Below are 17,801 nucleotides of genomic sequence, written 5' to 3'. Positions count from 1 at the left end.
CTTACCTCGCAGCACCCTGAAATTATTTTAAATAAAATCAGGGCTGCAGAATAATGAAAGGAAATACAATAAGCTTCCTATTTAAGATCTGACTGCTTGTGGAACCCGTCGGCAATGACGGTGCTTTCAATATTGTTTTTATCGACAGAAACTGGCGTTAACAAATAGGACGGAACCTCTTTTTTACCATTATTTAATGTCGCATTGGATTTAGGTGTTTCGCCTTTTCCCAGTTGAACGGCAATTTCAGCTGCATCATTTGCCAGTTTTGTGATCGGCTTATAGACCGTCATGGTTTGTGTACCGGCCTCAATACGTTTAATACCTGCGAGGTCAGCATCTTGCCCAGAAATTGCCACTTTTCCTGCCAGCCCCTGTGCGGATAGCGCCTGAACTGCGCCGCCTGCCGTTGCATCGTTCGAGGCCACCACCGCATCAATTTTGTTGTTGTTTGCTGTGAGCGCATTTTCCATTATTTTGAGCGCATTCTCTGGTAACCAGCCATCAGCCCACTGGTCGCCAACAATCTTAATTTTTCCGACTTTGATCAGCGGATTAAGGACTTTCATCTGTCCGGCACGGAACATTTTGGCATTGTTATCGACCGGTGACCCGCCCATCAGAAAGTAATTTCCCTGCGGTACGCGGTCAACCAAGCTTTGCGCCTGCAATTCACCGACCTTTTCGTTATCAAACGAAATATAAAAATCGATATCAGCGTTGTTAATCATCCGGTCATAAGCCAGAACTTTAATGCCTTCCTGCCTGGCCTCGGCGATAACATTACTCAGCACTTCGCCGTTGTAGGGGATAATCACCAATACATCGACACCGCGGTTAATCATATTTTCGATCTGCGCCATCTGCGTTTCTTCATTGCCGTTAGCAGATTGTACAAAAACATCGGCTCCTAACGTTTTGGCTTTCGCCACAAAAATATCCCTGTCTTTCTGCCAGCGTTCCAGTCGCAGGTCATCGATTGCCATACCAATTTTTATTTCCTTTGCCAGCCCAGTGTGGCTGAAAAAGAGTAGTGCGGCGCTGGCAGTAAGTAATAGTTTTTTCATTTTCATCTTCTAAGACCTTTTTTATAAAGAGGCAGGGAAAGAGAAACAAATCTTGAGCAACCACAGGGAAATCGTTGCGGATGAATTGTTGTCGCTCAGCAATTATTCAGCAATTGCAGATTTTAACGGCAGCGTTACGATTTTTAGTTTCTTTTCTAATATTTGATGAAGATCATGGTTTGATTGTAATAGACCTATTTCACGTGCGGACTCTTTCGCGTCCCCTCGAACTTATTGAAAAATAATGCCGCTGAACAGCTTATTTCTGCGATCTACCGCACAGTTAATAATTAAGTTAATTTGAGTGTTAAATAACGTAATTGTGAGTCGTGCATACAACTCCGAAGATAACCACTCTCACTCCCCAGCAGGTCTGGGCCAGTTTCCAAGGAGTTTTCAATGCACGCTTATTTCGACAAGCTTGACGCGGTTCGCTACGAAGGAATTAACAGCAAAAATCCTCTTTCATTCCGCCATTACAATCCAAATGAAGTGATTCTCGGTAAAACCATGGCAGAACATTTGAGATTTGCCGCTTGTTACTGGCATACGTTCTGCTGGAATGGATCTGATATGTTTGGCCTCGGTGCATTTGACCGCCCGTGGCAACAACCGGGTGATGCGCTGGAACTGGCAAAACGTAAAGCTGATGTGGCCTTCGAATTCTTCAAAAAACTCAACGTGCCTTATTACTGCTTCCACGATGTCGATGTTTCGCCGGAAGGCAATTCGCTGAAAGAGTACGTCAATAACTTTGCTGTGATGACCGACGTGCTGGCACAAAAGCAGGAAAGTAGCGGGCTGAAGCTGTTATGGGGCACCGCTAACTGCTTCTCTAATCCGCGCTATGCTGCCGGTGCCGCGACCAATCCGGACCCTGAAGTGTTTGCCTGGGCGGCGACGCAGGTCTTTACTGCCATGAATGCGACCAAGCAGCTTGGCGGTGAAAACTACGTGCTCTGGGGCGGCCGCGAAGGTTATGAAACCCTGTTGAACACTGATTTACGTCAGGAGCGCGAACAAATTGGTCGCTTTATGCAACTGGTGGTCGAGCACAAACACAAAACCGGTTTCCAGGGTACGTTACTAATAGAGCCAAAACCGCAGGAACCGACCAAGCACCAGTATGATTACGACGTCGCCTCGGTCTATGGTTTCCTCAAGCAATTCGGGTTGGAAAAAGAGATCAAAGTCAACGTAGAAGCCAACCATGCCACGCTGGCAGGCCACTCTTTCCATCACGAAATCGCTAACGCGATTGCACTGGGTCTGTTTGGCTCAGTGGATGCCAACCGTGGCGATCCTCAGTGCGGCTGGGATACCGACCAGTTCCCCAACAGCGTCGAAGAAAATGCGCTGGTGATGTATGAAATCATTAAGGCCGGTGGCTTCACGACCGGCGGCCTGAACTTTGATGCCAAAGTTCGCCGCCAGAGTACCGACAAATATGACCTGTTCTATGGGCATATTGGCGGTATGGACACAATGGCGCTGGCGCTGAAAGTGGCCGCAAAAATGATCACCGACGGCGAGCTCGACAAACACGTAGCACAGCGCTACTCCGGCTGGAATGCGGAGCTGGGTCAGCAAATTCTGCAAGGTAAGATGTCGCTCGATGAGTTAGCGAAATTTGCCCAGCAACATCAGTTCGCGCCGGTGCATCAGAGCGGCCATCAGGAACAGCTGGAAAATCTGGTTAACCGCTACCTGTTCGGTTAAGGGCAGCGCAAGAGCCTAAATTTGCCCGGCGGCTTTAGCCGGGCAATATTGTTTTAACCATCATCATCAATTTTAGGGAAAGGAGTGCACATGTATCTCGGTATCGATCTCGGTACATCCGGTGTAAAAGCCATTTTACTCAGCGAAGCCGGTCAGGTTCTCGCCTCGCACAGTGAACCTCTCACCCTTTCCCGTCCTCATCCGCTATGGTCAGAACAGGATCCTGCCGATTGGTGGAACGCTACCGACAAGGCTATTTTGGCGCTGGCGGCCGTTTCGGACCTCGCTCAGGTAAAAGCGCTGGGTCTGACCGGACAGATGCACGGTGCCACACTGCTTGGCAAACAGGGTGAAGTATTACGCCCGGCTATTTTGTGGAACGACGGGCGCAGCTTTGCGCAATGTCAGGCGCTGGAAAGTGCCGTTCCTGAATCCCGCCGTATTACCGGCAACGTAATGATGCCGGGTTTCACCGCGCCAAAACTGGCGTGGGTAAAACAGAACGAACCTGACGTGTTCAGTCAGGTAGACAAAGTTTTATTACCGAAAGATTATTTGCGCTGGCGCATCACGGGTACCTTCGCCAGCGATATGTCCGACGCTGCGGGCACGATGTGGCTGGATGTCGCGAAACGCGACTGGAGCGACGTTATGCTCAATGCCTGTTTCCTGCACCGTGACCAGATGCCTGCCCTGTATGAAGGTAATCAGATCACCGGCGAAGTTTCAGCTGAACTTGCAGACCACTGGGGCATCGGGCGTATTCCGGTAATAGCCGGCGGGGGTGACAATGCGGCCGGTGCCGTCGGCGTAGGGCTGTACCGTGTGGGTCAGGCGATGTTGTCTCTCGGAACGTCAGGCGTCTATTTTGCCGTCAGCGACGGATTCCTCAGTAACCCTCAACAGGCCGTACACAGCTTCTGCCATGCTTTACCGGATACCTGGCATCTGATGTCCGTCATACTTAGTGCGGCATCCTGTCTGGACTGGGCAGCAAGGCTGACCGGCACGGCATCGGTGGGTGAGTTGCTTAAGCTGGTTGAGCACTCCGCACCGGCCGAAACACCTGTGTGGTTCCTGCCTTATCTCTCCGGTGAACGCACGCCACACAACAATCCACAGGCAAAAGGTACGCTGTTCGGCCTGACCCATGACCATGGGCCCGCGGATATTGGCCGCGCCGTGCTGGAAGGCGTCGGTTTCGCTCTGGCGGAAGGCATGGACGCACTGCACACAACCGGCCTGAAGCCGGACTCCATCACCCTGATTGGCGGTGGCGCGCGCAGCAGTTACTGGCGGCAAATGCTGGCGGACATCAGCGGGCAGACACTTGAATACCGCACCGGCGGGGATGTCGGCCCGGCGCTAGGCGCTGCGCGGCTGGCACAAATTGCCATGAATCCGCAAAAATCACGGGAGGAGTTACTTCCCGCCCTGCCTCTGGAACAGATCCACGTACCAGACGCGGACAAACATCACGCTTACCAGGCCCGCCGTAAAGTTTTCAGTCAGTTGTATTCGCAGCTCTTGCCTTTAATGAGTTGAATTATCACGGGGTCTGGCCTGACTGTCGCCAGACCCTGCCAGATAAATCCATCATAAATGTCCTAATTACCCCACGTTCCTCGTTCCAAAATGGCATACACTTCATTCATTAATTTCATACTCTGCTTTGTGGCACAGATCACAGTTTAATTGTATGATGAATGCGTCACCTTATTGGAATGAAGGCCATGCGCAACGTAATAACCCTGTTTTTACAATATATTCGGGCATTTATTTTGATATACCTCTGTCTGTATGCAGGTATCGGTATTTCATCTCTGCTGCCGCTGACTATTCCCGGCAGTATTATCGGTATGTTGATCCTGTTCACCCTGCTCTGCACCCAAATTTTGCCTTACCGCTGGGTAAAACCGGGCTGTAATGTGCTGATCCGTTACATGGCGCTGCTATTCGTCCCCATCGGCGTTGGCGTGATGACCTACTACGATATGCTGCGCGCACAGTTTGGACCACTGGTTGTTTCGTGCCTAATCAGTACACTGATTGTACTGCTGGTAACCGCCTATTGTTCTCACTTTATCCACCGGGAACCCCCGGTCACTGGCGAAGCGGAGGAGAAACCATGATCGATATTCTGTGGTCCCTGCCTTTAACGCTGCTGGTCTTTTTCGCTACGCGCAAACTGGCAGTAAAGCTCAAACTACCTTTATTAAATCCGCTGCTGATGTCGATGGTTATCATCATCCCGCTGCTGCTGGTCACAAATATTCCTTATGCCCGCTACTTTGCTGGCAGCAAGATCCTCAATGACCTGCTGCAACCGGCGGTGGTCGCGCTGGCCTTCCCGCTGTATGAGCAATTGCATCAGATCCGCGCCCGTTGGAAGTCCATTATCAGTGTCTGCTTCATCGGCAGCGTAGTCGCGATGGTCACTGGTACTGCGATTGCCTTATGGATGGGCGCCACGCCTGAAATTGCCGCATCGGTGCTGCCGAAATCTGTCACCACGCCTATCGCGATGGCAACAGCACAGTCGATTAACGGTATTCCTGCCATCAGCGCGGTCTGCGTTATTTTCGTCGGGATTTTGGGCGCGGTGTTCGGTCACACCATTTTGAATATTCTGAAGATCACGACAAAAGCTTCACGCGGCCTGGCGATGGGAACGGCCTCACACGCACTGGGCACCGCCCGCTGCGCCGAGGTGGACTTCCAGGAAGGTGCGTTCAGTTCGCTGGCGCTGGTCATCTGCGGGATCATTACTTCGTTGCTGGCACCCTTCCTCTTCCCGGTGTTATTGACCGTCTTTGGGTAAATCAGCAGGGTTATGGCGGTACGCAGGTTTATGATTGGTTTCAAAAAACGTATGCCACCCCGCTCTTAGCAAACAGGGTGACATACAAAACTGAGTACACCCGGTTTAAGTATGCTCAGAAAATCTTGGCAGATCGGGGCTTCTCAGCCCCGTCGGAAAAGGCAGATCAAGATGGAGGGGTTACGAATTCATCTGGAAGAGTGACAGGCCCTGCATACTGGTAAAGGTTTTATACGAGGCCTGTAAGGCAACCTGTTGCAGGCTGTATTGAGAAATCGCGGCCGTCCAGTCTACCCCCACCAGCGCATTCAACTTATCACCGTTAATTTGTTTGGTGTCGTTGCCCATCGTGTCGAGTTTGTCGAGTTCATCCATTTGCGTGCCAAGCTCAGAACGTACAGACAGTACGTTATTCAACGAGTTACGCAAACCCCGATTCGCCTTGTCGATAGCTGCCGTATAGTCCGTAGTATTAGGAAAACTGTCTTTCGGCGTTTTCAGTGCAGTGATGGCAGTATCAAGCGTTTTGAAAATATCACTTTCACCGGTTGAGCCATCTGGCTCTTTAACCGCATCCCCTGTCAGGGTGTTGAAGACCTGCGTACCCGTGTGGCTTATCGTCATGGTACGGCTGGCATCAACCTGCTGCGAAAGCGCTTCAGAGCCGCCCTTGTAGGTGACTGCGCCGGTTGTGGCATCAACGGTAAAGGGCGGCGTATCGCTTTTGTAACCGGCAAAAATATATCGGCCGTTACCGTCGGTGCTATTAGCCATGTTCACTAGCTGATCTTTAATGCCCTGCAATTTGGTGGCCAGAGAAGACCGGTCATCATCACTCAATGCGCCATCGCCCGCATTGACGATAACGCTCTGCGCATCCTGAATGGCATTCGTGACATTGGTCAGAATATTCTCTTCTTGGCCCATGCTTTGATTTGCGAAAGTACGCGCAATGGCAAACTGATCATTTTGCGCCTGTGCTTGCTGAACCATCACGGCCTGAGATGCCGCCAGAGGATCATCCGAAGGTTTGTTAACACGGTATCCCGTGCCTAACTGCACTCCCGTATCCTGCCACAGTGACTGCGCATTGCTGACACTGCTCATATTTTGCTGGTAAATCATGTTGGTACTAAGGCGCATGGCGTCAGTTCCTTATCTCATCAAAGTTAGAAATTAACGGATGTTGATGATTGCGTCGAAAATAGTCTTCGCCGTCTGAATCACCTGCGCGTTAGCCAGATAATATTGTTGGTAGCGCTGTAAATCGCCGTACTCTTCATCAGTGTTTACGCCCGAAATCGACTGCTGCTGCTGCTGCAGGTTGGTCACGATATTCGTTTGCGCGGTGGTGTTGGTTTTCAGGCTGGATACCTGATTACCCACATTGCTGACCAAGCTGGCGTAAGCGCCTGTGAGGGTAGATTTACCTTCCACCAATTTTGCTGTCTGCAGATCCAGCAGCTTTTGCGCGTTGGTATTATCACCCACGCCTGAATCTGTTGCGCCAGCGGTAGCAATTTGTGATGAATCGGTGAGTGCGACGTTCAGGCTGCTTGCCGCTCCGCTGACGGTTTTAACCGTAATGCTGTCTTTCGTTGCCGGCGTACCGCTCACTGAAATTTTCAACCCGTCAAAACCCATCGTAGTGACGCCTTGAGCATCGGTACTCTGTGTTGGGGTGAATTTTTCTCCATCAGAAACACGCGTCGCAGACCATGAGCCGTTGTCATATGACATGACATAATCACTGGCTTTGACGGCAGTAGCATCATCATAAGTGACGGTCATTTTGGCATCGCCGGTGTTTTTGGTGTTGGCGATGGTGGTGGGGTCACTGAAGCTGAAGAAGTTTTTCCCCGCCGCACCGGTCAGGTCAAAGCCGCCGGTATTGACGGTGTTGAAGCTGCTGCCCAGTGAAAGCGCTAACTGACCCAGTTGGTTAATCGCTGGCTCCAGGTTATCTTTGCGGAAACTCAGCACGCCGCCCAATGCGCCCGTGGTGATTCGGTCTTCACTGATTTCTGTCACGCTACCATCAGGCTGGGTCATGCCGACGGTGAGTTTGCTTGGGTCTGCGCTCGAAGGCGTGGCAACGACAGTGCGGGTATTTGTCCCCTGCACCAAAGGCACGCCGCTGGCGAAGGAGACGTTATAGGCGTCGCCGTCCTGCTGAGTCACTGTCACACCAGCGATGTCGTTCAGTTGGCTGACCAGCTCATCACGCTGATCGAGAAGCGCGTTGGGCTCCTGACCTGTGCTGCCACGCGTAGTGGTGATTTGTTTATTCAGCGAGGCAATTTGCGAAGCATAATTGTTAATTTGATTCACATTGTCAGTAATTTGCTGATTCACGCCCGCATTCATATCGCTGAGGTATTTTGACGCGCTGTTGAACTGCGCCGTCATGCCTTGCGCCTGGCCTAACACCGCCTGACGCGATGCGCTGTCACTGGCGTTGCTGGTCAGCGTTTGCAGGCTTTTGAAAAAGTTCTGCATGGTGCTCGACAAGTTTGTCGTGGTATTGGACAACAGGTTGTCAATTTGGCTTGCCTGAGAATATTGCGTGCCCAGCGCGCTGTTAACCGTGCTGGCGCCAAGTAACTGGTTAGAGACAAACGCATTGTATTCGCGGTTGATGCTGCTGACGGTCACACCGTTACCGATGTAACCCGCTGCCGTATTGGTGCCGTTACTTTGGCCAATAATTGCCGTCTGGCGGTTATAACCGGCCACACTGACGTTGGCGATGTTGTTACTGACCGTACTGAGCGCAGCCTGCGCCGCATTCAGCCCGCTCATGGCGGTATTGATTAAGCTGTTGGACATGAGTGTTTTATCCCAGTGTGACGCCGCTGACGTTGTTAATTACGAAAGATTTCTAAGCTGAAAGTGTTATCGGCGTCAGACGCCGGAACTTGAGCGATAATTGTCAGAAAATCTTACTCAAATCGGTGCTGTAGGCTTTGACGGCCTGCTCGCCTGCACCTTTGATTTTCTGGATAACGCTGACCAGCTTGTCGGCATAGTTCGGGTCAGTGGCGTAACCCGCAGCCTGTAAGGCGTGAGCGGCTTGCTCAGGCGTTCCCGCCGCCGTCACACGGGCATAGCGCGGGTTGTTGGTCAGCAGTTTGACGTAGTCGGAAATGGCCTCAACGTAGGAGCCGTAGACCCGGAAACTGGCCTGTACTTTTTTCGCCACGCCGTTGGTGTACTCGGTGGTGGTGATATCAGTAGTTGGCCCACCCCAGTTACTGCCGGCTTTGATGCCAAACAGGTTGAAGCTCTGTTTACCATCGGCGGTCGGGATCTCACGCTGGCCCCAGCCGGATTCCAGCGCGGCCTGCGCCACAATCAGCTGATGCGATATGCCGCTCTCTTTGCTGGCGACCTGCGCCGGGATGCTCAGGCGTGATACAAACTGACCGCTGTCCTGCCCCAGCGATGTGCCACCGGAGATGCGGTCTGGCGCATGAGGAATGGCTTTGCGGATCATTTGTTCCATAGCCAGCAGCGGCATGGTGCTCAGCACTTCTTTATCGAGCGCCATCGGCACCGAACCCGCCGTCTCGGCAGGTTCGGTGTTACCCCCGGTCAGCTGCTTGACCATCAAATCTGCCATGCCCAGCCCTTTTTCGGACATGTTCATGGCAATTTGCTGATCATACATCGATGTATAAAGCCGGGTCTGGTCACTGCTCATCAGGCCATCCTGCGGCAGGGCAGAACGCATACTTTTTAGCATCATCTGCACGAAGACACCCTCGAACTGCTTGGCGACTTCTTTGATGTGCGCCTGCGGATCTTTTTGCACCGCCAGCTTCAAACTATTTAGCGACTGCGTGTCATACGCCGCCCCGGACATCGACATCAGATCGCTCATCAGATGATTTCCAAATCAGCACGTAAACAGCCCGCGGTTTTCATGGCCTGCAAAATAGACATCAGGTCGATTGGCGTCGCGCCCAGTGCGTTCAGCGTGCGCACCACGTTGTTCAGACTGGCGCTGGACTGCACCTGCTGCACCGCGCCGCCCGACTGACGAACAGAAATATTGGTGTTGGGGGTGACCACCGTCTGCCCACCGCCAAATGGCGTGTTCGGCTGGCTGACATCATTTTGACGGTCAACCACCACCGAGAGATTACCCTGCGCCACGGCACAGGAATCGAGCGTGACATCGCGGTTCATGACCACCGAACCGGTACGCGAGTTAATGATCACTTTGGCGTCCATCGGGCCGACGGTCACTTCCACGTTCTGAATTTGCGCCAGGATCCGCACCTGAGAACTGTTGCCTCGCGGCACCATCACCTGAATATTGCGCGCATCCAGCGCGGTGGCTGAACCCATGCCGCCCTGACGATTAATAGCATCGCTGACCTGCTGCGCCAGATTAAAGTCTTCTTCGTTAAGGAGCAGATTGATCACGCCTTCCGTACCAAAGGTGCTGGGCAGTTCGCGTTCAATCGTTGCGCCCGCCGTGATCCGCCCGCCCGAAAGCTGGTTAACGGTGACGCTGCTGCCACCGGCAGAAGCGCCCGCACCGCCTACCAGCACGTTACCCTGTGCCAGTGCATAAACCTGGTTATCCACCCCTTTCATCGGGGTCATCAGCAAGGTGCCACCACGGATGCTTTTGGCGTTACCCATCGAGGAAACCACGACGTCGATGGTCTGGCCGCTTTTGGAAAATGGCGGCATTTTTGCCGTCACCATCACCGCCGCCACGTTTTTCAGCTGCATATTGGTGCCCGCAGGCACCGTGATGCCCAACTGGGACAACATGTTGGTCAGCGTCTGAGTGGTGAACGGCGTCTGGGTTGTCTGGTCACCGGAACCGTCAAGCCCCACCACCAACCCGTAACCGATCAAGGCGTTATCACGCACGCCCTGAACGCTGGCAAGGTCGCGAATACGCTGAGCCGACGCAGGCAGTGCCATCAGGGCACACAGCGTCAGGCACAGAATACCGGGAAGAAGTTTTCTCATGATTGCCCCATTAGTACGGCGAAAGATTAAGGAAGAACCGCTGCAACCAGCCCATGTTCTGCGCTTCATTGATGTAGCCGTTACCGACATATTCGATACGGGCATCCGCCACCTGCGTAGACACCACGGTGTTCGAGCCGCTGATGGTGCGCGGATTCACCACGCCAGAGAACCGGATAAACTCGGTGCCCTGATTAATTTCGATCTGTTTCTCACCCACAACGCGCAGGTTGCCGTTTGCCAGCACTTCGTTGACGGTTACGGTCAGCGTACCGCTGAAGGTGTTGTTGGCAGCAGCACCGCCCTTGCCACCGAAGGTGTTGTCGCCGGACATATCCATGTCAGCGCGGGCGTTGCCGAATAAGCCTTCGAGATAGCGCGGCGTAACGGCGGCGCCAAATTTACTGGAACCATTGCGGCTGGCGTTAGCGGACGAGCTTTTGCTGGCGCTGACGTTTTCTTGCAACACGATGGTCAGGGTATCGCCGATATTGCGTGGTCGGCGATCTTCAAACAGGGGCTGATAGCCATAATTCATCGGCTGGACGGACTGGAAAATAGAGCCGTTCGGTACCGGTGGCGCCGCAGGGGCCGGTTGGGCCGACGTCGTGCCTTCAACCAGCGGCTTGTGCGGTAAATACGCGCAGCCGTTAAGCAGCAAAGTCACTAATAGCGGCAGAGTCAACACGCCGTGTCGGTGAAAGTACGCGCTGTTTACCGACGTTAATTTCATGGTCACCACAGATATCGCCTTAAAAGTATCGACATTTATTACTAAGGGCACAGCGCCTGAACTTCCCCGCCGTGCCCTGCTTTTACTGTCTTATCGGAATTACAGCTGCGTTAACTTCTGCAACATCTGATCTGACGTTGATACCGCTTTACTGTTGATCTCATACGCGCGCTGCGTCTGGATCATGTTCACCAGCTCTTCTGCCACGTTAACGTTGGAGGTTTCAACATAGCCCTGATAGAGCAGACCAGCTCCGTTGAGGCCCGGCGTACTTTCCGTTGGCGCACCGGAGCTTTGGGTTTCCTGATAAAGATTTTCACCCGTGGCTTCCAGACCGCTGTCGTTAATAAAGGTGCTTAACGTCAGTTGTCCTACCTGCTGCGCCGCCGTCTGACCCTGTTGGGTCACGCTGACGATACCGTCGCGGCCCACGGTGATAGACAAGGCGTTGGCCGGAATAGTGATGGCCGGGATCACCTGATAACCGCTGGAAGTCACCAGTTGACCGTTCTGATCCACTTGGAACGAACCGTCGCGGGTGTAGGACGTGGTGCCGTCAGGCAATTGCACCTGAAAGAAACCCTGCCCTTTAATGGCGATATCTTTACTGTTGTTGGTCTGTGACAGGTTGCCCTGCGCGTGTAAACGCTCAGTGGCGACCGGACGTACACCGGTACCGATTTGCAGCCCGGACGGCAGATTGGTCTGCTCGGACGACTGCGCACCCGGCTGGCGGATGGTCTGGTACAGCAAATCTTCAAACACGGCGCGCTGGCGTTTAAAGCCGTTGGTACTGACGTTCGCCAGGTTGTTGGCGATCACGTCCATGTTGGTTTGCTGCGCGTCCAGGCCAGTCTTCGCAATATAAAGCGATGGGATCATGTTGTTACTCCTCTGCGGTCATTAGCTCAACGACAGCAGCGCATTGGCGCGTTGTTCGTTTTCATCCACGCTGTGGATGACCTTCATCTGCATCTCGAAGCGACGGGCGTTGGCGATCATGTCAACCATGGTTTCGACCGGTTTGACGTTACTGCCTTCGAGCGTGCCCGACATCACATGGATGCCCGGATCAGCCTGCAGGGCATTACCCCTGGCCTGCGCCGTGGCCGGTGTGAGACGGAACATCCCGTCATCACCGCGCATCACTTCACTCCCTGTGGCTTTCACCAGCTTCAGCTTACCGAGCTCCCCCATGGTATTGGGATCAGCCCCCGCTTCGAGCACCGCAATGGTGCCGTCTGACGAGATGGTCAGCTGTGAATTCGGTGGCACTTCGATCGGGCCGTTATCGCCCATGACCGGATTGCCCTGAATGGTCAGTTGGTTGGTTGGCGACACCTGAATGTCGCCGTTGCGGGTATAGGCTTCGGAACCGTCAGGCATCTGCACCGCAAGAAAGCCGTCCTGCTGCAGCGCCACGTCCAGCGGGCGTCCGGTGTAATTGAGCTGTCCCTGCGTCATGTCAGCGCCCGGCGTTGAGGCCGTCACCAGCGTGCGTGTTTCGAGACTTGGCCCGTTTACCGGCACGGCCCGCAGCGCCATCAGCTGCGCGCGAAAACCCGGCGTTGAGGCATTTGCCAGGTTACTCGCGGTGACCGATTGCTGGTTGAGCGTCTGGCTGGCGGCGCCCATCGCGGTGTAGATTGCGTGATCCATAGTGTCTTCCTGCTCCGTCTGTCAGTGCTGCGCTCATTAACTACGATTAGCGCAGGTTGACCAGCGTGTTCAGGATGGAATCCTGAGTTTTGATGGTTTGCGCATTCGACTGGTAGTTACGCTGGGCAACAATCATGTTGACCAGTTCTTTACTCAGATCGACGTTCGACGCTTCCAGCGCACCGCTGGTCATGCTGCCGAAACCGCCCGCACCCGCCAGACCGGTAATAGGCTGACCGGAAGACTGCGTGGAGGACCACACGTTGTCGCCTTCAGATTTCAGACCTTCCGGGTTAGAGAAGTTGCTCAGCACGATCTGGCCTAACAATTGAGTCTGCTGGTTGGAGTAAACGCCAGCGATGGTGCCGTCATCATTGATCTGATAACCGGTCATCTGGCCTGCCGCATAACCATTTTGCTTAAGCGTACCGATGCTGTTGCTGCCGGTGTTCTGCTGAATACTGCCCTGGAAGCTAAGGGAAACCACTTGCGGGGTGGTCGCGCCATTGGCGGCGGTGTTCATTGGCAGGTCGAAGGCCAATGGAACGGTGGTGGCTGAACCGTCGGCATTGGTCGTGCTGGTCAGAGTTCCGCTGGCGCTGAAGTTCAGGTTACCGATTTGTGCTGCCGTGGCTACCGGCGTGGCGCTGGTATCCTGCGTGTACACTTTCCATGAATTTTCTGGCGTCGTTGACTTCACAAAGTACACGTTGTTGTCGTGTGAGTTACCGAGTGAATCATAGGTCGTGATGGTGTTGACGTAGTTGTAGCTGCTCGGGTCTGAACTGGAGAAAGTGGCGGTGGCCGGGATTTTATCGCTGGAGTTCAGGTTAGCGGCCATGGTGCCCGTGGTAGACGCTTTGGCGATCATCATGGTGTTCGGGATATTCAGCGGTACTGGCTGTGCACCCTGCGCGATGGTCGGTGGCGTACCGGTGGCCGGGTAACCGGTCAGGCTCAGGCCCTGCGAATTGACCAGATTGCGGTTTTCGTCCAGAGAAAGCTGGCCGTTACGCGAATAGAACACGCCGCCGCTGGCGTCAGTCAGACGGAAGAAACCGTTACCGCTCAGTGCAACGTCCAGACCACGGTTCGTCGTGGTGGTGGTGCCGTCGCTGAAGTCCTGAGTAATGGCGGCAACTTTTACGCCCATACCGGTTTGTGAACCGGCAAACATATCGGCAAAAGAGGCGGTCGCTGATTTAAAGCCAGACGTGGCGGAGTTGGCAATGTTATTACCAATAACGTCCAGGTTTGACGATGCTGCGTTCAGGCCGCTGACTGCTTGGGAAAAGCTCATGGTCTGCTCCATTAACACTCTTCATCCTTCGGGCGGCTGCGGTGTGGGCGGCCATCGAAGTGATGCTGAGTATTTTCAAAGTGTTGAATTTCAATAAAAAACGTTTATTTGCTGCTGTGTAAAAATGTGGCGCTTACAGAATCTGTCGCACGTTGGCCAGCGTACTGGTGCCGCGAACGCCAAGATCCAGCACGGCACCGGAACTGTCGTTGGTGACGCCGTTAACCAGCGCGTAGTTCAGTGAAGTCGCCACCATCTGCTCGCCGCCGTTGGTGGCATTAATGCTGAAGCTGTAGCTGCCATCCGGTGCGGCGGTGCCGTCATCCTGCGTGCCATCCCAGGTGTAACTGTGAACGCCTGCCGTCTGCGCGCCGAGACCGATGGTTTTCACCACTTTGCCGGTCGAATCGCTGATGGTGACATTCGCGGTATCCACGGAACGCTCCAGTTCCAGACCAAATGGCGTGGTGCTGACTTTGCCATCGGCGCTGCCGACCAGAATCGCTTTGCCCGCCACCATCACGCCATGCCCAATCAGCGCCGTTGCCTGTACAGACTGGTTGCTGTTGATCTGGCCGGAGATGCTGCCGAGCGTGGTGTTGAGTTTTTCGATGCCGCTGACGGTATTGATCTGCGCCAGCTGGCTGGTGAGCTGGGCGTTATCCATCGGATTGGTCGGGTCCTGGTTCTTCAACTGCGCAACCAGCAGCGTCAGAAAGTTACTCGACAGATCGTCGGCGGTAGATTTAGGCGTCGTCGCGCTGCTGCCTGAAATCGTGTTGTCGGTGGTGTCGTTGATTGAGCTTAAAACTGACATAAGAGCCTCCGTTATTGACCCAGTGTCAGGGTTTTCAACATCAACGATTTGGTGGTGTTCAGCACCTCAACGTTGGCCTGATAGCTGCGGGAAGCAGAAATGGTGTTGACCATTTCACTGACGACATCGACGTTGGGCATCTGCACGTAGCCTTTGGCATCCGCCATCGGATTACCGGGCTGATACACCATGCGCATCGGTGACGGGTCATCAACAATTTCGGCCACTTTAACCCCACCGGTTTCCTGCCCCGGTGCGGCGTTAACCTGAAACACCACTTGTTTGGCGCGGTACGGCTGGCCGTCCGGGCCCGTCACGCTATCGGCGTTGGCCATGTTACTGGCGCTGACGTTCATGCGTTGCGACTGGGCAGAGAGCGCCGATCCGGCGATATCAAAAATACTGAGCATGGACATGCGGGTTATCCTTGGAGTACCGACATCATCCCTTTCACCTGGCCGCCAAGCACGGTCAGGTCGGTCTGATATCGCACACTGTTGTCGGCGAAATTGGTACGTTCACGGTCCATATCGACCGTGTTGCCGTCCATCGACGGCTGATCGGGAATGCGATACATCAGATCCAGATCCGCACCCGCGCTGGTAGACGCAGGAATGTGGCGCGTATTGGTCAGCTCCAGCGACATGCCGCTGCCGTTGGCCCGGCCAGCTTCCATCACCTTCTGTAACTGGCTGGCGAAATCGATGTCCCGCGCCTGATACCCTGGGGTATCCGCGTTGGCAATGTTCGCCGAGAGTATTTCCTGCCGCTGGGCGCGCAAGTTGAGCGCTTCCTGTTGGAACTGTAGTGCGGCGTTCAATTTGTCGAGCATGCGCCCTCCGCAAAATGAGAATTTGGAGCCGACAGCATAAATCCCCCCGTCAACAACCTATCGCAGGAATAAGCGCAAAATGCCCCGCTATTTGTCGCATTGGGAAATCGGCACTGCGGGTAGACTTGTTGTCAGAAGTAGGAATTCCACGGCAGTACTCATAGCGATAAGCATGGCGGGGCGAAGAGCGGAATGAACAAGCTGATGATCGGGAAATATGGGTGGATACTGGGGCTGTGCCTTGTGACCTTGCCTGCACAAACACTGGCTGCACCGGTCAAAGCAGTGACCACCTCATCGAACAGCGATACGCTATTTGCCGGTCAGATTCAGCAGTTCTTCCAGTTGCAATACGCCAGTAGCGGAATGCAGGTAAAAACCGTGGTCACAACCCCGGCCGCCCGTCAGCCGCAGTGTTTGTCGCCGCAATTTTCCCTGTCGCCGAATGGCCGCACCTGGGGCAATGTCTCAGTGGCGGTGAACTGCAACGGACTGAAAAGTTACGTGCAGACCAAGGTGCAGGTCAGCGGTACTTACTGGGTTGCCGCGCGCAATGTCTCCTCCGGCGCGCATCTCAGCGCGACGGATATGCAACAAAAGAGCGGAAGGCTGGATTTATTGCCGCCACGGGCTATCCTTGACAGCCAGCAGGCGCTGAACGCGGTGACGCTGCGCAATATCAATATCGGCCAGCCTCTGACGCTGTCGATGTTGCGCCGTCCCTGGATGGTGCACGCCGGACAACAGGTGCAGGTGCAGGCGACGGGCAGCGGTTTCAATGTCTCCAGCGCAGGTCAGGCTATGAACAATGCTGCCGCTTCCGAAACCGTACGGGTCAGAATGCCGTCGGGGCAGATAGTCAACGGCACCGTGGGTGCAGACGGCACGGTAAGCATTGCGATTTAAGGTTTTGGCTTAGCGACAATTGCAATAAGGGTTAAAGTTTTGGCCTGAGATGTCGATAACCTACTATCAGAGCCGTATTTGACGGCCTTACTCAGAGTCGTTAGCGGGTTATCAGACATCAGATCCGTTTTATTGGAGAATCATTATGAGCATCGAACGTACCCAGGCATCACAACCTGTCAGCCCGATCCAGCAACGCGATCCATCTGACGTTGCCGCACAGGCTGCCAAAAAAGAGAACAATGTTACAGCACCGGTCAGCGGCACGGCTGTAACCCTGAGCGACGCGCAGGCCACCCTGACGCAGTCAAGCTCACAAGATATTAATACCGCCCGCGTGGAAGAGCTGAAACAGGCTATCCGCGATGGCAAACTGACGATGGATACCGGCAAAATCGCCGATGCGCTGCTGCAAGACACCCAAGACTATCTGAAAAACGTGTAGTAGCAGGTGTCTGCGTTGCAAGCTATTTATGTTGAAAGCTACTGTGTTGAAAGGTCATAAAGCCCGATGAAGACTTTTATCAAGACGATGAATACGTTGGTTGAAACGCTGCAAGCCCTGGATCTCATCATCCATCATGAACAAACGTTGTTATGCTCCGGGCGCGTCAATGGGGTGGCTTTGCAGCACATCACCGAGCAAAAAAGTTCATTGCTGACCACCGTCGATTATCTTGATAAACAGCGCCGTGAACATGATGTCAGGCTCAAGCAAACCGCCCCCTATTCGCGTCAGCCGGAAATTGCTGGCATGTGGAAGACCGTGGTGCAACTGAGCGAGAAGCTCAGCCACATCAACCGCCACAATGGTATGCTGCTCGATAAGCAGCTGGCTTATAACAGCCAGGCGATGGCGATCCTTAACGCCAGCCAGACCCAGAAATTGTACGGCCCAAACGGACAGACCTCCGTCAGCGGACAATCCGTACGTAAGATTTCGGTATAAATCCCC

19 protein-coding genes are annotated in these 17,801 nt (G+C 53.9%); 7 read left to right on the top strand and 12 right to left on the bottom strand.

Annotated elements, in window-relative coordinates:
• Positions 1-77: 77 nt before the first annotated feature.
• Entirely contained in the window at positions 78-1,073 is a 996-nt protein-coding gene (gene xylF, locus ACZRKO_RS05405; protein ID WP_463736201.1) for a D-xylose ABC transporter substrate-binding protein, read from the bottom strand.
• Positions 1,074-1,466: 393 nt separating this feature from the next.
• On the opposite strand from xylF, the gene xylA reads away from it, so the two are divergent.
• From xylA to ACZRKO_RS05385, 4 genes are all read left to right on the top strand, one after another.
• Entirely contained in the window at positions 1,467-2,786 is a 1,320-nt protein-coding gene (gene xylA / locus ACZRKO_RS05400; protein ID WP_463736200.1) for a xylose isomerase, read from the top strand.
• Between the two features lie 90 nt (positions 2,787-2,876).
• Entirely contained in the window at positions 2,877-4,331 is a 1,455-nt protein-coding gene (gene xylB / locus ACZRKO_RS05395; protein WP_463736199.1) for a xylulokinase, read from the top strand.
• 188 nt (positions 4,332-4,519) lie between these two features.
• Positions 4,520-4,918, top strand: coding sequence for a CidA/LrgA family protein (locus ACZRKO_RS05390; RefSeq protein WP_463736198.1), 399 nt, complete (start codon positions 4,520-4,522; stop codon positions 4,916-4,918).
• The gene (locus ACZRKO_RS05385) at positions 4,915-5,607 is read left to right on the top strand and encodes a CidB/LrgB family autolysis modulator (RefSeq protein WP_463736197.1); all 693 of its coding nucleotides are present in this window, start codon (positions 4,915-4,917) and stop codon (positions 5,605-5,607) included. The genes ACZRKO_RS05390 and ACZRKO_RS05385 overlap by 4 nt, the downstream gene beginning before the upstream one ends.
• 180 nt (positions 5,608-5,787) lie before the next feature.
• On the opposite strand, the gene flgL is transcribed toward ACZRKO_RS05385, so the two are convergent.
• From flgL to flgB, 11 genes are all read right to left on the bottom strand, one after another.
• Positions 5,788-6,750 (bottom strand): flagellar hook-associated protein FlgL, encoded by a 963-nt coding sequence (gene flgL / locus ACZRKO_RS05380; RefSeq protein WP_463736196.1) that lies wholly within the window; start codon positions 6,748-6,750, stop codon positions 5,788-5,790.
• A gap of 33 nt (positions 6,751-6,783) precedes the next feature.
• Positions 6,784-8,436 (bottom strand): flagellar hook-associated protein FlgK, encoded by a 1,653-nt coding sequence (gene flgK, locus ACZRKO_RS05375; RefSeq protein ID WP_463736195.1) that lies wholly within the window; start codon positions 8,434-8,436, stop codon positions 6,784-6,786.
• 103 nt (positions 8,437-8,539) lie between these two features.
• Positions 8,540-9,490: a flagellar assembly peptidoglycan hydrolase FlgJ gene (gene flgJ / locus ACZRKO_RS05370; RefSeq protein ID WP_463736194.1), complete on the bottom strand. Its 951-nt coding sequence runs from the start codon at positions 9,488-9,490 to the stop codon at positions 8,540-8,542.
• Positions 9,490-10,599: a flagellar basal body P-ring protein FlgI gene (locus ACZRKO_RS05365; protein WP_463736193.1), complete on the bottom strand. Its 1,110-nt coding sequence runs from the start codon at positions 10,597-10,599 to the stop codon at positions 9,490-9,492. The genes flgJ and ACZRKO_RS05365 overlap by 1 nt, the downstream gene beginning before the upstream one ends.
• 10 nt (positions 10,600-10,609) lie before the next feature.
• On the bottom strand, positions 10,610-11,332 hold the full coding sequence (locus ACZRKO_RS05360; RefSeq protein WP_463737476.1) for a flagellar basal body L-ring protein FlgH: 723 nt from the start codon (positions 11,330-11,332) through the stop codon (positions 10,610-10,612).
• Between the two features lie 99 nt (positions 11,333-11,431).
• Complete coding sequence (gene flgG / locus ACZRKO_RS05355; RefSeq protein WP_463736192.1) at positions 11,432-12,214, bottom strand: flagellar basal-body rod protein FlgG; 783 nt, start codon at positions 12,212-12,214, stop codon at positions 11,432-11,434.
• A 21-nt stretch (positions 12,215-12,235) separates the two neighbouring features.
• A complete protein-coding gene (locus ACZRKO_RS05350; RefSeq protein WP_463736191.1) occupies positions 12,236-12,991 on the bottom strand; it encodes a flagellar basal body rod protein FlgF in 756 nt (251 codons plus the stop codon).
• A 46-nt stretch (positions 12,992-13,037) separates the two neighbouring features.
• Positions 13,038-14,291: a flagellar hook protein FlgE gene (flgE, locus tag ACZRKO_RS05345; protein WP_463736190.1), complete on the bottom strand. Its 1,254-nt coding sequence runs from the start codon at positions 14,289-14,291 to the stop codon at positions 13,038-13,040.
• A gap of 133 nt (positions 14,292-14,424) precedes the next feature.
• Positions 14,425-15,108, bottom strand: coding sequence for a flagellar hook assembly protein FlgD (gene flgD, locus ACZRKO_RS05340; RefSeq protein WP_463736189.1), 684 nt, complete (start codon positions 15,106-15,108; stop codon positions 14,425-14,427).
• Positions 15,109-15,119: 11 nt separating this feature from the next.
• Positions 15,120-15,524 (bottom strand): flagellar basal body rod protein FlgC, encoded by a 405-nt coding sequence (gene flgC, locus ACZRKO_RS05335; protein ID WP_463736188.1) that lies wholly within the window; start codon positions 15,522-15,524, stop codon positions 15,120-15,122.
• A 5-nt stretch (positions 15,525-15,529) separates the two neighbouring features.
• Complete coding sequence (gene flgB / locus ACZRKO_RS05330; RefSeq protein WP_463736187.1) at positions 15,530-15,940, bottom strand: flagellar basal body rod protein FlgB; 411 nt, start codon at positions 15,938-15,940, stop codon at positions 15,530-15,532.
• 192 nt (positions 15,941-16,132) lie between these two features.
• On the opposite strand from flgB, the gene flgA reads away from it, so the two are divergent.
• The 3 genes from flgA to ACZRKO_RS05315 all read left to right on the top strand — a co-directional run bounded on the left by flgA (position 16,133) and on the right by ACZRKO_RS05315 (position 17,795).
• On the top strand, positions 16,133-16,846 hold the full coding sequence (gene flgA, locus ACZRKO_RS05325; RefSeq protein ID WP_463736186.1) for a flagellar basal body P-ring formation chaperone FlgA: 714 nt from the start codon (positions 16,133-16,135) through the stop codon (positions 16,844-16,846).
• 145 nt (positions 16,847-16,991) lie between these two features.
• Positions 16,992-17,291, top strand: a complete 300-nt coding sequence (flgM, locus tag ACZRKO_RS05320) for a flagellar biosynthesis anti-sigma factor FlgM (RefSeq protein WP_463736185.1) — start codon at positions 16,992-16,994, stop codon at positions 17,289-17,291.
• Positions 17,292-17,357: 66 nt separating this feature from the next.
• A complete protein-coding gene (locus ACZRKO_RS05315; protein ID WP_463736184.1) occupies positions 17,358-17,795 on the top strand; it encodes a flagella synthesis protein FlgN in 438 nt (145 codons plus the stop codon).
• The last annotated feature ends 6 nt before the right edge of the window (positions 17,796-17,801 follow it).

This window comes from Ewingella sp. C233 (genome assembly GCF_055407225.1).
Note: the sequence above shows the minus strand (reverse complement) of the source record. Positions and strands in the feature narration are given on the sequence as shown.

Excerpts from the sequence above, each read along its gene's own strand:
- flgA (WP_463736186.1), top strand. The coding sequence starts at position 16,133 with ATGAACAAGCTGATGATCGGGAAATATGGGTGGATACTGGGGCTGTGC.
- xylF (WP_463736201.1), bottom strand. The coding sequence starts at position 1,073 with ATGAAAATGAAAAAACTATTACTTACTGCCAGCGCCGCACTACTCTTT.
- flgK (WP_463736195.1), bottom strand. The coding sequence starts at position 8,436 with ATGTCCAACAGCTTAATCAATACCGCCATGAGCGGGCTGAATGCGGCG.
- flgC (WP_463736188.1), bottom strand. The coding sequence starts at position 15,524 with ATGTCCATGCTCAGTATTTTTGATATCGCCGGATCGGCGCTCTCTGCC.
- ACZRKO_RS05365 (WP_463736193.1), bottom strand. The coding sequence starts at position 10,599 with ATGAGAAAACTTCTTCCCGGTATTCTGTGCCTGACGCTGTGTGCCCTG.
- flgJ (WP_463736194.1), bottom strand. The coding sequence starts at position 9,490 with ATGAGCGATCTGATGTCGATGTCCGGGGCGGCGTATGACACGCAGTCG.
- ACZRKO_RS05315 (WP_463736184.1), top strand. The coding sequence starts at position 17,358 with ATGAAGACTTTTATCAAGACGATGAATACGTTGGTTGAAACGCTGCAA.
- flgG (WP_463736192.1), bottom strand. The coding sequence starts at position 12,214 with ATGATCCCATCGCTTTATATTGCGAAGACTGGCCTGGACGCGCAGCAA.
- ACZRKO_RS05390 (WP_463736198.1), top strand. The coding sequence starts at position 4,520 with ATGCGCAACGTAATAACCCTGTTTTTACAATATATTCGGGCATTTATT.
- xylA (WP_463736200.1), top strand. The coding sequence starts at position 1,467 with ATGCACGCTTATTTCGACAAGCTTGACGCGGTTCGCTACGAAGGAATT.
- ACZRKO_RS05385 (WP_463736197.1), top strand. The coding sequence starts at position 4,915 with ATGATCGATATTCTGTGGTCCCTGCCTTTAACGCTGCTGGTCTTTTTC.
- flgE (WP_463736190.1), bottom strand. The coding sequence starts at position 14,291 with ATGAGCTTTTCCCAAGCAGTCAGCGGCCTGAACGCAGCATCGTCAAAC.
- ACZRKO_RS05350 (WP_463736191.1), bottom strand. The coding sequence starts at position 12,991 with ATGGATCACGCAATCTACACCGCGATGGGCGCCGCCAGCCAGACGCTC.
- xylB (WP_463736199.1), top strand. The coding sequence starts at position 2,877 with ATGTATCTCGGTATCGATCTCGGTACATCCGGTGTAAAAGCCATTTTA.
- flgD (WP_463736189.1), bottom strand. The coding sequence starts at position 15,108 with ATGTCAGTTTTAAGCTCAATCAACGACACCACCGACAACACGATTTCA.
- flgB (WP_463736187.1), bottom strand. The coding sequence starts at position 15,940 with ATGCTCGACAAATTGAACGCCGCACTACAGTTCCAACAGGAAGCGCTC.
- ACZRKO_RS05360 (WP_463737476.1), bottom strand. The coding sequence starts at position 11,332 with ATGAAATTAACGTCGGTAAACAGCGCGTACTTTCACCGACACGGCGTG.
- flgL (WP_463736196.1), bottom strand. The coding sequence starts at position 6,750 with ATGCGCCTTAGTACCAACATGATTTACCAGCAAAATATGAGCAGTGTC.
- flgM (WP_463736185.1), top strand. The coding sequence starts at position 16,992 with ATGAGCATCGAACGTACCCAGGCATCACAACCTGTCAGCCCGATCCAG.